The organism is Kribbella sp. NPDC026611, from assembly GCF_040638345.1.
Lineage (GTDB): Bacteria > Actinomycetota > Actinomycetes > Propionibacteriales > Kribbellaceae > Kribbella.
In genome coordinates, this window is sequence record NZ_JBEZYC010000009.1 from 107535 (window position 1) to 121184 (window position 13650).

Sequence of the window (13650 nt, forward strand, 5' to 3'; positions counted from 1 at the left end):
CCGCTTCTGCTGGAAACGTCAGAGGCACATCGAGATCGAAGGAGACAGCCGTGATCAGCACCCGAGCGCTCACCCGGGACTTCGTGGTGAGCCGTACCGAGACCGTGCACGCGGTCCGTGGCATCAGCCTGGACGTCGAACCCGGCGAGCTGGTCGCCGTCCTCGGCCCGAACGGCGCCGGTAAGACCACCACGCTCCGCATGCTCACCACCTTGATCACCCCGACCTCGGGGACCGCGACGGTCGCCGGGTACGACGTGACCGCGCAGCCGAGCCAGGTCCGCCGCCGGATCGGGTACGTCGGCCAGGGCAACGGCGCCGGCCACTCGCAACGGGTCGGCGACGAACTCACCGGACAGGCCGTGATCTACGGACTGGATCGGCGGGCGGCGAAGCGCCGTGCCGCCGAGCTGGTCGACGCGCTCGAGCTGACCGACCTGGCGCGACGCAAGGTCGCGGACCTGTCCGGCGGTCAGCGGCGCCGGCTCGACGTCGCGATGGGCCTGGTGCACGCGCCCTCGCTGCTGTTCCTGGACGAGCCGTCGACCGGGCTGGACCCGCAGAACCGGGCGAACCTGTGGGACCACATCCTGCGGATGCGCGCGGAGTACGGGATGACGATCGTGCTGACCACGCACTACCTGGACGAGGCGGACTCGATGGCCGAGCGCGTCGTCGTCGTGGACCACGGCGAGGTGATCGCGGACGACACCGCCGACGCTCTCAAGGCGAAACTGGCCGGCGACCGGCTCGCCCTCACCGTTGCTCCCAGCAACCTTGCACGGCTCACCGAGCTGGCGAAGAAGTTGCCCGGAGCCCGCGAAGTGGTTGCCGTTGGCGATGAGGTGAGCGTCCGCGTCGCGGACGGGCCGACCGCACTGCCGGAACTCATCACGGCCGCTCAGCAGCACGGCGTACCGGTCGCTGCGGCGCAGGTGCACCGCCCAACCCTCGACGACGTGTTCCTCAACCTCACCGGCCGCAGCCTCCGCGAAGAGTCGACTGGAAAGGCAGCTTGATGACCACCCTCACCCTCAACCCGACCACTACCGCCACCACCGAGCCGTCGTCCCGCAACCTGTTCGGGGACATCCGGACGGTGATGGCCCGCGAGCTCAAGCCGGTCCTGCGAGACCCGTTCACGATGGTGTTCGGGATGGTCCAGCCGCTGGTGTTCCTTGCTCTGTTCGGTCCACTGCTCCGCGGCTCGATGGGCGGCTCAGTTGGCAACGGCGTATGGCAATGGTTCGTGCCGTCGATCCTGGTGATGACCATGCTCTTCGGCACGTCGACCACCGGGTCCAACCTACTGTTCGAGTTCCAGACCGGCGCGCACGAACGGATGCTGGTCACGCCGCTGTCCCGCTCGTCGCTGCTCATCGGCCGCGCGCTGAAGGAGATGGTGCCGCTGTTCGGCCAGGCCGTGATCGTGCTCGCGGTGATGACACCGTTTGCGTTCGATTTGCACGTCGGTGGCGCGATCGTCGGCCTGGCGCTGCTCGCGGTGTTCGGCGTCGGGCTCGGCTCGTTCAGCTACGCGCTGGCGCTTGCGGTCCGCAAGCAGGACTGGATGTTCTGGATGGTGCAGCAGACGTTCCTGTTCCCGCTGATGATCCTGTCCGGCATGCTGCTGCCGCTGGAGACCGGCCCGGAGTGGATGAAGATCGCGTCCAAGTTCAACCCGCTGTCGTACCTCGTCGACGCGGAACGGGCGCTCTTCTCCGGCTCGGTCACGACCAGCCCGGTGCTGTGGGGATGGGTCGCCGCGCTCGCCACCACCGCGCTCGGCCTCACGATCGGCGTCCGCACCATGCTGCGCTCGGCAGATTGACCCAATTGCGCCGTCGCCGCGCTCGCCACCACGAGCGCGGTGGCGGCGTAATCGACGTCAAGCACACCGGAGCCCTCGCGCCCTTCAGGTGGGTGCGAGGGCGACGATGTGGCCGGTGTAGGCGACGTCGAGGAGGATCAGAATCGGTTTCATGGCTCAAGTTCACCGGGCTGAGCTGAGACAAACCATGGCTGCTGAGTGCAATTTGATGTCTGTGGCACTCAGGGCGGCGTACTCTCCTCGCATGGCTGTTCTGGATGACCTGCTGGCCGGGACCCGGGCGCGGGACGGGGTGTTCAATCTGACCATCCTGGACTCGCCGTGGGCGATCGAGATCCGGGACGAGGCGCCGCTCGCGCTCGCCACCCTGGTCCGCGGCTCCGGCTGGATCACCCGGGCCGGCATCGAGCCGCTGCGGATGGAGACCGGCGACGTCGCGATCTTCACCGGGACCACGCCGTACGTCGTCGGCGACAGCGTGGACACGCCCGCGCAGCTGCGCATCCATCCCGGCGGCGTCTGCGAACCGTTGCCGGGCGCGCCGGCGGACTACTCGGCCCGGCTCGGCGTGCGCACCTACGGCAGTCGCGCGCACGGCGAGGTAATGGTTGCCAGCGGCACCTATCAGGTACCGGGCGACGTCAGCCGCCGGCTGGTGACCGCGCTGCCGCCGGTGCTCGTCGTCCCGGCCGCGGAGATGGGCGGGTCGGTGCTGGACATGATCACCGGCGAGATCCAGCGGGACGCACCCGGCCAGCAGAGCGTCCTGGACCGGTGGCTCGACCTGGCCCTCATCATGACGCTGCGCGCGTGGTTCGACCGGCCGGAGTCCGATGCGCCCGGGTGGTACCAGGCGCAGAGCGATCAGGTGGCCGGTACGGCGTTGCGGTTGCTGCACGAGGATCCGGCGTACCCGTGGAACGTCACCGAGCTGGCCGATCGGGTCGGGGTGTCGCGCGCCTCGCTCGCCCGCCGGTTCACCGCGCTGGTCGGTGAGGCGCCGATGAGCTACCTGACCGGCTGGCGGATCACCCTCGCGGCGGATCAGCTGCGGTCGACCCGCGACACGGTCGAGACGATCGCGCGACGGGTCGGGTACGCGAACGCCTTCGCGTTGAGCGTCGCCTTCAAGCGCGTCCGCGGCGTCACGCCGACGGACCACCGCCGGGCGGCGTGAAGGTCAGCCGACCGTCGACTTCATGAACGCGAGCGCCTGCGGCCAGGCGAGCCGGAACGCGTCCTTGTTGACGTCCTTCCCATGCCGCGACTTGTCCGAGAAGCCGTGGTCGGCGCCGGGGAAGTACTGCGCGAAGGTCGCGCCGACCGGCCGCGCCTGCAGCACCGTCTGCAGCGCCTCGAAGTCCGCGTTCGGTACGGCGGCGTCCGCGCTCGGGTAGCTGACCAGCACCGGCGCCGTGATCCCGGCCGCGTCCGCGATCGCGTCGTACGTCTGGTGCGGCCGGAGCTTCGACGGTGTGGTCGGGTGGAACGCGACGACGTTCGACAGCCGGTGATCCCGCGCCGCGAGCAGGAAGGCGAACCGCCCTCCCAGGCACCAGCCGATCACGCCAGGTCGGCTGCAGCCGAGCTCACCGGTCAGGTAGTCGAGCAGCTCGACCTGCTCCGCGAGCGCCGCGTCGTCATCCAGCTGCGTCAGTAGCTCGCCCAGCTCCTCGCGGGTCGAGTTGTCGGTACTGCGGCCCTTGAACGGATCCCACACCAAGGCGGTGATCCCTTCACCGGCCAGCTCGTCGGCCCAGGCCCGGACCTGCTCGCCGATCCCGGTGATCATCGGGAGCAGCAACATCCCCGATCGCCCCACCCGCGCCAGGTAGGCGTCCTGCTCGCCGACCGTCACCGTCACACCCATGGGCACATCTTCACATGCCCACCTTCTGGTACTCCGGCTCGATCACTCCGATCACGCGTTCGACGTCGCGGCCGTACGGCTGCCCGAGGTACTTCTGCGCGATCTCGTCGACGAGCCGCCAGCCCTCGTCACCGTCGATCCACTCGACTACACGGCCGCGGAGAATGACCGGCTCGTACGGGTTGCCGGCCGCGGTCAGCGAGAGCGCGACGCGCGGGTCGCGCTGCAGGTTGCGCGCCTTCTGCGAGTCCGGCCCGGTCAGGAAGATGATCCGCTCGCCGAGGGTGTGAACCCACAGCGGAATCGAGTGCGGCGAACCATCCGGCAGCAGAGTTGCGAGGTGAGCGAGCGCGTTGCTTTCGACAGCGGCGCGTACGGCGGGCTTCAACATGGTCAGATCTCCTCAGCGAACGATCTCGTAGTGCAGGTGGGTGACGCCGGGCGCCGGCACGGCCTCGATCAGCCGGAGCTGGACGTGCTCGGGCAGCTCTTGGAAGAACGGCCGACCGGCGCCGAGCAGGATCGGCACCTGGTGCAGGACCACCTCGTCGACAAGGCCGGCCTGCAGCGCCGCGGTCACCACACCGCCGCCCATCAGGCCCACGTCCTTGCCACCAGCCAGCTCACGCGCGGCCGCGATCGCGTCCTCGATGGTGTGTGCGGCCGTCTGCCGCTCGCTCAGCCCCTCGACTGGGCCGTGGCTGAGCACGACCAGCGGTGCATTCGGGTGCGGGCTGCCACCGCCGAACCGGCCGGAGTCTTCGTACGTCTTGTGGCCGGCGACGATCGCGCCGTCCCGGGCGGCCAGCTCGTCGAACACCCGCGCGCTCGGGGCGCTGAGCTTGAACCCGTCGAAGACCTGGCTCGGGGTGTCGCCGTCGAAATACCAGTCGAACAGCATCGACGCGTCGCCGAGGCCGCGGTCGGGGCCGGCGTCGCGGCCGGTGATGTAGCCGTCGACCGAGACGGCGAGGGCGGTGAAGACCTTGCTCATCGGGCTTGCCCTTTCGGTTGGGGTTCCTTGAAGGAACGCTAACACGATGGAGTTCCTTCGGGGAACCCCAAGGGCTAGACTGGCTGCATGCAGCGGACAGACTTTGGTGAGTTGGCGTGTTCGATCGCGCGCACGCTGGACGTGATGGGTGAGCCGTGGTCGCCGCTGATCCTGCGGGACATCTGGGTCGGGTTCTCCCGGTTCGAGCAGCTTCAGGCGGACCTTGGCATCTCCCGGAAGGTGCTGACCGAGCGGCTCAACCACCTGGTCGACCGCGGCGTGATCGAGCGGCGGCCGTACGACCGGCGGCCGCGGTACGAGTACGTGCTGACCGAGAAGGGCTACGACCTCCTCGACGTCCTGATGGTGATGGTCGCGTGGGGCGACAAGTACCTGGCCGGCGAGGCCGGTCCCCCGGTCCTCTACCGGCACCACGCGTGCGGCGAAGTCAGCCACGTCGACCTGCACTGCGCCACCTGCGACAAGCCGATGCACGCCCGCGACATCGACATACTCCCAGGCCCCGGCGCCGCGGCCTAGCCGCAGTACGCGCGAAACACCTCGAGCATCCGATCGACCCGGCGGATCCGGTCGAACCCCCACGTGTCGACACCGGGCCGGTCGACCTCCTGCAGCACCCGGGCGGACATGTCCCGCAGACCGCGGGCGAGCAGCGCATACTCGAGATGACCGAGGTCGAGATCGCGTACGCCGTACTCCTCGAGGAACTCCACCACCTGCGGCCCCTCGGCCGCGACCCACACGTCGTGCTCCCGCGGTCCGATGACGGCGTCCTCCCGGTCGAGGATCGCCAGCACCTCACCCTCGTCGTCGAGCAACAGGTTCAACCCGTGGAAGTCCGTGTGGCAGACGACCTCCCGCACCGGCTTGAGCCCCGCGATGACGTCCCGCACCCGCTCGATCGCGGCAGCCACCTCGTCCCGCCGGTCCACGATCCACGGGTGGTCGAGATTCCGGCCCAACTCCCAGATGTGCGGCTCGTCGAGGTTTCCCGCGGGCAGGTCCACCCTCGGCGGTACGTCGCGCACCTGCCGCAACGCCCGTGCCGCCACCCGCCAGTCGTCCCAGGTCGCCGTACGCCCTTCTACATAAGGGAAGACTGCGTAGGCGCGGTCATCGGCCATCGCCGACAACTCGCCGCGCACGGTCCGGACCGGCTCGATCACCGGCAGTCCCAGTGCCGCCAGCTCGCTCAGCGTCTCGAGGCCGGTCGGCTTCTCACCGGCCGGCCACAGCTTCACGAACCAGCGCCGATCGACCACCCACGCGTCGGTCCGGAAGCCGCCGGGGTGTGGCTGGAGCGCCGAGGTGGTCAGGCCGTAGTCGCGTGCGAGGTCCACGCCCGCATGATCACATCATCGTTGTGCGGCGAGCATCCGGAATACGGCGAGGTTGACGAGGATCAGGATCAGGGCGGAGAACAGGAGGAGGGCGACCTGGGCGGGCAGGATCGCGATGCCGAGGCCGATGGCGAGGACCGGGATGGCGAGGCCGGCGTACGCGATCAGGAAGAGGGCGGCCAGGACCTCGCCGCGCGAAGACGGGTCGGCGAGGGAGGCCGCTGTCGCCACCGCGCCGCGGAAGACTAGTCCCACGCCGGCGCCGGCGATGACACCGCCGATGACGAAGAGGGTGAGGCTCGGGATCAGGCCGCCGGCGGCCACCCCGACCAGGCCGACGGACATGGCGACCAAGCCCAGGCGGAGCTGAGCAGGGCGGGTGAGACGGACGAAGACGACCTGGCTCAACGCGCCGGCGATGAAGACCGCGAACGTCACCAGGCCGGCCAGTAGCCGCGACGTGTGATGCAGCACGCCGGCCAGAAAGGTCGGCGCCAGCGACGTGAACAACCCGAAGATCGCGAACGCCGCGAACGCACCGATCGCCGACGCGAAGAACAACGGACGAGCCGACGACGGCAGCGACACCCGTTGCGGCCGGTACGCCGGACGCTCCTCCAGCCGCTCGACCGTCTCCGGCACAAGCGCAATCCCGAGCGCGCTGACCAGCAGCAGAACCAGGAAGACTTCGTACGGCCGCTGCAACGGCGACGACACGTACTGCGCGAGCAGTCCACCGACGAGCGGACCGAACGCCAGCCCACCGAGGTTCACCATGCTCGAGATCAGCGCGGACCGGCTCGGGTCCTCCCCCGGCCGCGCGACCTGCCGCAACTCGGACAGGTGAGCGGTCGCTGTCGCCGTCAGTACGCCGACACCGATCCCGCAGATGAACCGCGCAACCAGCAGACCCGGCACCTCGGGCCAGATCAGGAAGATCGCTGCCGCCAGCGCCTCGGCCAGAACCGCGACGAGCGCGACCCGCCGGCGCCCGAACCAGTCACTCAGATGCCCGGCCAGGTACAGCGACGCCATCACCCCGACCGCGTAGCTGGCGAAGATCACCGTGATCACGTACGTCGGAAAGCCGTCGCGCTGCTGGTAGATCGCGTAGAGCGGCGTCGGGATCGTCGAGAACGCCATCGTGGTCAAGAACGCCGCGGCGATCACCCAGAAGCCCGGAGCGTGGGCGAACCGGATCCGTCCGACGGTCCGGGAAGTAGTCATGGTGGACATGTCACCAGAGTGCCGCGCCACATTCATCGAGTCCAACGAAAGTTCTTGCAGGCTCTTATCGACAGACTCGATAATTACACCTGTGGACAGCCGTCAGCTCGAGTACTTCGTCGCCGTCGCCGAGGAGCTGAGCTTCACCCGCGCCGCGCAACGGCTCTTCACCGTCCAGTCCACCGTCTCGGCCGCGATCCGAACTCTCGAAGCCGACCTGAAGACGACCTTGTTCGACCGCTCGACCCGGCGGGTGACCCTCTCCGCGGCCGGCCAGGCTTTGTTGCCCGAGGCAAAGGCTGCGCTCGAGGCCCTGGACCGGGCCCGGGCCGCGGTCGAGGAAGCGTCGAGTGGGCTGCGGGGCAGCATCCGGATCGGGACGCTGGCCCGGCTCAGCCTGATCAACCTGGCCGAGCTGCTCGGCGGCTTCCACCGGAAGTACCCGTTGGTGGAGGTCCACGTCGCCACCTCACGGACCGGTTCGAGCGGCCTCGCCGACGACGTCCGGCACGGACGACTCGATCTCGCACTCCTCGGCCTGCCCCGACCGGAGCTCATCGGCCTCGACGCCCGCAACCTCGCGACCGTGCCGTTCGTCGCCTTGCTGCCGTCCACACACCCGCTGGCCTCGCGGTCCACGGTACGGCTGGCCGACCTGTCGCAGGAGCGCTTCATCGACATGCCACCAGGGTTCGGCAACCGCACGATGGTCGATCGCGCCTTCGACGCGATCGGTACGCCGCGGCGGCTTCAGGTCGAAGTACCCGAGCTGACCACGATCCCCGACTACGTCCGCGCCGGCCTCGGGGTGGCCGTCGTACCCGAGCTGGAGTTTCCGGACGAACCGACCGTCGTCAAGCTACCGATCGAGGGTGCCGAGCTGACCTGGACGTTGTCGGTCGTGACGGCGGCGGCCCGTCGGCCGAGCAGGGCGGTGGCCGCCCTGCTCGAGCTGATCGGCGAGTCGACCAGCCGCCCGTACTTCTAGTCGACCCCTTCGAGGCGACCCTTCTAGGCGACCCAGACCTGCCAGTCGGCGAGCTCGTTGTAGCGGCGCAGGCCAGCCACACCGCTGAGCCAACCGAGCCAGGCACCGTACGGCGGGTTGGACTCGTCGAAGCCGCTCATCACGAAGGTGAGCCGGGTCTTGCCCTCGGACTCGGCCAGCTCCCAGGTGCTGATCCCGGCCGGGCCCCAGTCGACGGACATCTTCTGGCCCTCGACCACCTCGACGACCTCCGCCGCGGGACCGGTGTCGAAGCCGCCCATCGCGAACCGGCCACCGACGTACGGCTCGATGCCGATCGGGAACCCGAACCACTCCGACGCCTTCTCCGACTCGGTGAGCGACGCGTAGACCTGAGCCGCCGGCGCGTCGATCAGTGCCTCGCCGGAGAAGGTCGCGGAGGTGAAGTCCGGGCGGGTGGTCAGCTCGCGACCGTCCAGGTAGTCGACGAGGTTGGCCAGCGCCAGCGCCCAGAAGGTCTGCAGTACTCCGCGGATGTTCGCGCCGCTGATCGCGTCGGCGAAGTCGAAATGCGTCTGCGACAGCTTGATCACCGTCGACTCGTCACCCTGGGGGACCAGCGTGATCTCGGTGGTGGTCTCCTCGCCGCCGAGTGTCCACGCCAGCGTCAGCGTGCTTCCGTCGTACCCGACGACGCGCTGGTGCGGTGCGTCGCCCTCGGGGATGTAGCGGCCCCAGAACTCGAACGTGCCGGGCAGGTCGACGGTCGAGTGCTCGCCGAGCCAGCGGTTCAGGGCCTTGGGGTCGATCAGCGCCTGCCGGACCTCGTCGAGGCCGTGGTGCGCGCGGACCTGCAGTACCAGTGGTTCAGTCATGTTGATCTCCCTTGGGGTAGCACGCCACGGCCAGCTTGAAGGCGTCGCCCTCGCTGCCGCCGTAGCGCTCGAAGAGGTCCTGCAGCGTGCCGCGCAGGTCCTCGAAGAACTCCCGTCGCCGGTCCGGCGGGACCCGGATCTCACCGGACACCCCGATGGACGGCAGCTCCGGGGCCGACCGGTCCAGCGCGGCGATGTCGGTCTGGACCTCTTCCATCAGGTCCAGCACGTAGCCGAGGCTCAGCTCGTCGCTGGGCCGGCGGAATCCGCCGATCCGGCCCACGAGCTGGGGCGACAGCCAGTACGACCGCGCCGTCGCCTGGTAGATGCCCTCGTGGATGCCGCGCACCTTGCGCTCCTCCACCAGCGTCGCCAACCCGGCCTCGACGAGGCGCTTGACGTGGTAGTAGACGCGCTGCGACGTCTGGCCGAGCTGCTCGGCCACCTCACCACAGGTCGCCGGCTCGGCCAGCCGCCGCAGCACCTCGATCCGTTGCGGCTTGAACAGCGCCTCGGCCTGCTCGAGCTGCTCCAGGTGCATCACGTCCTTGATCACACAAGGAAGTTTGTACGTAAAAAACTTCTTTGTCAATCAGGAGATTTACATCACTCCGGAATGTAAATGGTGGGTCGGGCGTTGTAGGAGGTGCTTGGTGATGTATCACCAACCAGACACCCAGGACCTGGGCGCCTTTGCTACGGATCGTCCGGCACGTTCCTGCCGGCGAAGGAGAGGAAGCGCGACATGGCAACTGTCTCGTTCAAGGGGGCGACCCGGGTCTACCCGGGCACCGACACCCCGGCGGTGGACAAGCTGGACCTCGATATCGAGGACGGCGAGTTCATGGTCCTGGTCGGGCCTTCGGGCTCCGGCAAGTCGACCGCGCTGCGGATGCTGGCCGGCCTCGAAGAGGTGAACGAAGGCGGTATCTACATCGGCGACAAGGACGTCACGAACGCCCCGCCGAAGGAACGCGACATCGCGATGGTGTTCCAGAACTACGCGCTCTACCCACACATGTCGGTCGCCGACAACATGGGGTTCGCGCTGAAGATGCAGGGCATCCACAAGGACGAGCGCGCCCAGCGCGTCCAGCAGGCCGCCAAGCTGCTCGGCCTCGAGGAGTACCTCGACCGCAAGCCGAAGGCGCTGTCCGGTGGTCAGCGGCAGCGGGTCGCGATGGGCCGGGCGATCGTGCGATCGCCGAAGGTGTTCCTGATGGACGAGCCGCTGTCGAACCTCGACGCGAAGCTGCGGGTGCAGACCCGCACCCAGATCGCTGAGCTCCAGCACCGGCTCGGCGTCACCACTGTTTACGTGACCCATGACCAGGTCGAGGCCATGACCATGGGCGACCGGGTCGCGGTGCTGAAGGACGGCGTACTCCAGCAGGTCGACACCCCGCTGAACCTGTACGACCGGCCGCGCAACAAGTTCGTGGCCGGCTTCATCGGCTCCCCCGCGATGAACCTGATCGAGGCCGAGATCACCGACGGCGGCGCGAAGATCGGCGACTACGTGGTCCCGATCAAACGCGAACTGCTGGCCAAGGCCGGCGACGACAAGACGCTGACGCTCGGCATCCGGCCGGAGTCGTTCCACCTCGCCGACGAGGGGCTGCCGGTCAAGGTCGCCGTGATCGAGGAGCTCGGCTCCGACGCCTTCCTGTACGGGACGGCGGAGCACACCGACGAGAAGCAGCAGATGATCGCGCGGATCGGGACCCGGATGCACAACGACAAGGGCACGCTGGTGCACCTCGCACCGGACCCCGAGAAGCTGCACCTCTTCTCCACCTCCACGGAGGAGCGGCTCGTCGGTTGACCGGGCGGCTTTCAGGTTGACCGGGTAGGCGTTTAGGTTGACCAGGTGGGCCTTTGGTCGCGGGACACCCCAGGAGTGATGGAGCTGCCGTCGGGTCGGCTGGTGCGCGGACGTGGTCTGCGCAACGGCCCGGCGGCAGCGCCGTTTCCGACGTACGGCGTGTATCTGCTCGGTCAGGAACCGCCCGACGTGCCGTGGGAGACGCGGTGGGTGCGCTGGCCGGACTTCCGGCTGCCGACTGATGTCGTGGCGGCTCGCGCAGCCTTTCTGGACGCGTTGGAGCGCGCCGGCGACGGCCGGGTCGAGTTCGCGTGCAGTGGCGGACGCGGACGGACCGGTACGGCGCTTGCGTGCCTCGCCGTACTCGACGGGCTGCCGGCCGCGGACGCTGTCGACTACGTACGACGGCACTACGACAAGCACGCGGTGGAGACGCCGTGGCAGAAGCGGTTCGTGCGGCACTTCGAGTAATTGTGTTGACGGCGGGTCGGCGTCTCGCGTTGGCTCGGTCGCGTGACGATCGAACGCTCCAACCCCGCCGGGCTGCACCCGACGCCTGGATATCACCACGTGACGACGGTCCAGGCCGACACCCTGATCTACCTCGCCGGGCAGTGCCCGTTGCAGGCCTCTGGTGAGCTGGCCGAGGGCGGGCTCGCCGAGCAGACCGCGCAGGTGATTGCGAACACGCTCACCGCGTTGAACGCCGCCGGCGCTCGGCCGGAGGACGTCGTCCGCACAGTCATCTATGTCGCCAGCTCAGATCGCGGCGAGCTCAGCGCCGTGTGGGACCTGCTCACCGCGTCGGAGTTGGCGCCGGCGTTCACGTCCGCGAGCACACTCCTCGGCGTTGCTCAGCTGGGCTTTCCTAGTCAGCGCGTCGAGCTCGACGTCACCGCTGCGCTGTGATCGTCCCGGCCGAGGTCGTTGCTTATGACCCGCGCTGGCCGTTGTGGTTCGCGGAGCTACGCGCCGGCTTGGCGCGGCCCCTGTTCGGCGTACCGCACCGGATCGAGCACGTCGGCAGTACGGCGGTGCCGGGGCTGGCGGCGAAGCCGATCATCGATCTCGACATCGTCGTACCGTCGGCGGAGCTGGTGCCGCTTGCGGTGGAGCGGTTGGTTGCTGCCGGCTACCGGCATTCCGGCGACCTGGGGATCGCGGGGCGGGAGGCGTTCGAGCTGCCGGCGGACGCGGAGCGGTACCACCATCTGTATGTCGTTGTCGATGGCAACGATGCTTTCCTCGACCATGTCATGCTGCGGGATCACTTGCGGCGGGACGCGGCCGATCGCGAGCGGTACGCCGCCCGGAAGCTCGAGCTGGCGCACCTGCTCACGACGGATCGGGCCGCCTACGTCGCCGGGAAGGCGGCGCTGGTGCAGGAGATGCTTGCTAGAGCTGGTGGTTCGCCTGCAGGCGGCGGGCCGGGTCGTACTGCCGGCGCAGAGCGGTCAGACGGGTGAAGGTCTCCGGCTCGTAGACCTCGCGGAGGTCGATGCCGGCGTCGTTGAAGTTGAACAGCCGGCCGATCGTCGCGGGCTGCCAGGGCGCGAGGATCTCGCGTTGGAGCTCGTCGCCCTCGGGTGGGGTGATGACCGTCAGCGAGTACGCCGCGTCGCGGTGACCGATCGCGTTGGGTACGGCGGGCTCGTGGGCCAGCGCGCCGCCGAGGTGGCGGATGGCGATCACACACCTCATCGGCGCCTCGGGACCGGCGAGCTTCGGGAGCGTCTGCAGGGCGGCCGGGTCCAGGTCGCTGAGCAGGACGTTGCGGGAGCTGAAACTGTCCGGGCGATCGGGCTCGTTGAAGATCTTGCCGGACTCGGCGTACGGCAGCTCGCCGACCGTGTCCATCGCCGGCTCGCCGATCGCGCGCAGCGGCTTGATCAGGTCCTCGCCTTCGCTGGTGATCGCCAGCGAGATCTGTGCGATGTACTTCCCGCGGATCGGCTCCGGCACCGGCTGGATGTCCGGCAGCGGGACCAGCGACAGCCCGGACGTGACGTGGTCAGGGACGGTCTGCGTCCACTGCCGCCAGATTTGCAGGACCTGCGGGTGCTCCGCGACGTCGAAGTACAGGCTGCCGCCGTACAGCGTCGGTACGTCGAAGAGCTCGATCTCGATGCCGGTGACGACGCCGAAGTTCCCGCCACCACCGCGGAGCGCCCAGAACAGATCCGGGTCGGCGGTCCGGCGTACACCGTCGAGCGTCACGAGCTCGATCCGGCGGACGTGGTCGGCGGCGTACCCGAAGCGCCTCGCCATCAGGCCGAGGCCACCGCCGAGTGTGTAGGGGATCGCGCCGAGGCCGGGGAAGCTGCCGGACAGCGGCGCGAGCCCGTACGGCGCGGTCGCGTCGAGGACCTCGCGCCAGGTCGCGCCGGCCTCGATCCACGCGGTCCTCTGCTCCGCGTCGACCGTGACCTGGTGGAATCCGCGGGTCGCGATCAGGACGCCGCCGTCGAGACCCCGGCCCGGACCGTGACCGGATGCCTGGACGGCCAGGTGCAGGTCGTGCTCGGTCGCGTAGCGGACCGCTTCCTCCACCTCGGCGGCGCTCGTGACCGCGAAGATCGCGTCCGGCCGGTGCGGGTCACGCCGCTGGAACCCGAGCCGTGCGTTGTCATATCCGTTGCTCGTCTTGGTCAGCATCATGGCACCGACGCTACGAGCCCTTGCGGACACATCTTGTCCGCA

Annotated in this window: 17 protein-coding genes; 9 read left to right on the forward strand and 8 right to left on the reverse strand. The window is 68.9% G+C overall.

Translation table 11 applies throughout. The features are described from left to right. The first annotated feature begins 50 nt into the window (after positions 1–50). The 3 genes from AB0E69_RS31815 to AB0E69_RS31825 all read left to right on the forward strand — a co-directional run bounded on the left by AB0E69_RS31815 (position 51) and on the right by AB0E69_RS31825 (position 3008). Positions 51–1019 carry an ATP-binding cassette domain-containing protein gene (locus AB0E69_RS31815; RefSeq protein ID WP_360154546.1) on the forward strand — a complete coding sequence of 323 codons (969 nt, stop codon included), beginning with the start codon at positions 51–53 and terminating at the stop codon, positions 1017–1019. Continuing rightward, entirely contained in the window at positions 1019–1831 is an 813-nt protein-coding gene (locus tag AB0E69_RS31820; protein ID WP_360154549.1) for an ABC transporter permease, read from the forward strand. Before AB0E69_RS31815 ends, AB0E69_RS31820 begins: the two co-directional genes overlap by 1 nt. Before the next feature lie 244 nt (positions 1832–2075). Next, the gene (locus AB0E69_RS31825) at positions 2076–3008 is read left to right on the forward strand and encodes an AraC family transcriptional regulator (protein WP_360154552.1); all 933 of its coding nucleotides are present in this window, start codon (positions 2076–2078) and stop codon (positions 3006–3008) included. Between the two features lie 3 nt (positions 3009–3011). Here AB0E69_RS31825 and AB0E69_RS31830 read toward each other — a convergent pair whose 3' ends face one another. The 3 genes from AB0E69_RS31830 to AB0E69_RS31840 are packed head-to-tail and all read right to left on the reverse strand — an operon-like array spanning position 3012 to position 4695. Next, a complete protein-coding gene (locus tag AB0E69_RS31830; RefSeq protein ID WP_360154555.1) occupies positions 3012–3701 on the reverse strand; it encodes a dienelactone hydrolase family protein in 690 nt (229 codons plus the stop codon). 10 nt (positions 3702–3711) lie between these two features. Next, positions 3712–4092, reverse strand: coding sequence for a PPOX class F420-dependent oxidoreductase (locus AB0E69_RS31835; RefSeq protein ID WP_360154558.1), 381 nt, complete (start codon positions 4090–4092; stop codon positions 3712–3714). A 12-nt stretch (positions 4093–4104) separates the two neighbouring features. Continuing rightward, the gene (locus AB0E69_RS31840) at positions 4105–4695 is read right to left on the reverse strand and encodes a dihydrofolate reductase family protein (protein ID WP_360154560.1); all 591 of its coding nucleotides are present in this window, start codon (positions 4693–4695) and stop codon (positions 4105–4107) included. A gap of 87 nt (positions 4696–4782) precedes the next feature. On the opposite strand from AB0E69_RS31840, the gene AB0E69_RS31845 reads away from it, so the two are divergent. Continuing rightward, positions 4783–5235, forward strand: coding sequence for a helix-turn-helix domain-containing protein (locus AB0E69_RS31845; protein WP_360154563.1), 453 nt, complete (start codon positions 4783–4785; stop codon positions 5233–5235). Here AB0E69_RS31845 and AB0E69_RS31850 read toward each other — a convergent pair. Continuing rightward, positions 5232–6056: an aminoglycoside phosphotransferase family protein gene (locus AB0E69_RS31850; RefSeq protein WP_360154566.1), complete on the reverse strand. Its 825-nt coding sequence runs from the start codon at positions 6054–6056 to the stop codon at positions 5232–5234. The genes AB0E69_RS31845 and AB0E69_RS31850 overlap by 4 nt on opposite strands. Positions 6057–6071: 15 nt before the next feature. Then, positions 6072–7292: an MFS transporter gene (locus AB0E69_RS31855; protein ID WP_360154569.1), complete on the reverse strand. Its 1221-nt coding sequence runs from the start codon at positions 7290–7292 to the stop codon at positions 6072–6074. Between the two features lie 82 nt (positions 7293–7374). Here AB0E69_RS31855 and AB0E69_RS31860 point away from each other — a divergent pair, with 82 nt between their 5' ends. Next, a complete protein-coding gene (locus AB0E69_RS31860) occupies positions 7375–8271 on the forward strand; it encodes a LysR family transcriptional regulator (protein WP_360154572.1) in 897 nt (298 codons plus the stop codon). Between the two features lie 23 nt (positions 8272–8294). On the opposite strand, the gene AB0E69_RS31865 is transcribed toward AB0E69_RS31860, so the two are convergent. Further along, the gene (locus AB0E69_RS31865; RefSeq protein ID WP_360154575.1) at positions 8295–9125 is read right to left on the reverse strand and encodes an SRPBCC family protein; all 831 of its coding nucleotides are present in this window, start codon (positions 9123–9125) and stop codon (positions 8295–8297) included. After that, positions 9118–9681, reverse strand: coding sequence for a helix-turn-helix domain-containing protein (locus AB0E69_RS31870; protein ID WP_360154578.1), 564 nt, complete (start codon positions 9679–9681; stop codon positions 9118–9120). The genes AB0E69_RS31865 and AB0E69_RS31870 overlap by 8 nt, the downstream gene beginning before the upstream one ends. A 189-nt stretch (positions 9682–9870) precedes the next feature. Between AB0E69_RS31870 and ugpC the strand changes: the two genes are divergently transcribed. The 4 genes from ugpC to AB0E69_RS31890 are packed head-to-tail and all read left to right on the forward strand — an operon-like array spanning position 9871 to position 12416. Then, positions 9871–10950 (forward strand): sn-glycerol-3-phosphate ABC transporter ATP-binding protein UgpC, encoded by a 1080-nt coding sequence (ugpC, locus tag AB0E69_RS31875; protein ID WP_360154581.1) that lies wholly within the window; start codon positions 9871–9873, stop codon positions 10948–10950. Between the two features lie 45 nt (positions 10951–10995). After that, positions 10996–11421: a protein-tyrosine phosphatase family protein gene (locus AB0E69_RS31880; RefSeq protein ID WP_360154584.1), complete on the forward strand. Its 426-nt coding sequence runs from the start codon at positions 10996–10998 to the stop codon at positions 11419–11421. Positions 11422–11463: 42 nt separating this feature from the next. Further along, positions 11464–11859, forward strand: coding sequence for a RidA family protein (locus AB0E69_RS31885; protein WP_360154587.1), 396 nt, complete (start codon positions 11464–11466; stop codon positions 11857–11859). Further along, positions 11856–12416, forward strand: a complete 561-nt coding sequence (locus tag AB0E69_RS31890; RefSeq protein WP_360154590.1) for a GrpB family protein — start codon at positions 11856–11858, stop codon at positions 12414–12416. Before AB0E69_RS31885 ends, AB0E69_RS31890 begins: the two co-directional genes overlap by 4 nt. Here AB0E69_RS31890 and AB0E69_RS31895 read toward each other — a convergent pair. Continuing rightward, positions 12346–13608, reverse strand: a complete 1263-nt coding sequence (locus AB0E69_RS31895; RefSeq protein WP_360154593.1) for an FAD-binding oxidoreductase — start codon at positions 13606–13608, stop codon at positions 12346–12348. The genes AB0E69_RS31890 and AB0E69_RS31895 overlap by 71 nt on opposite strands. Between the last annotated feature and the right edge of the window lie 42 nt (positions 13609–13650).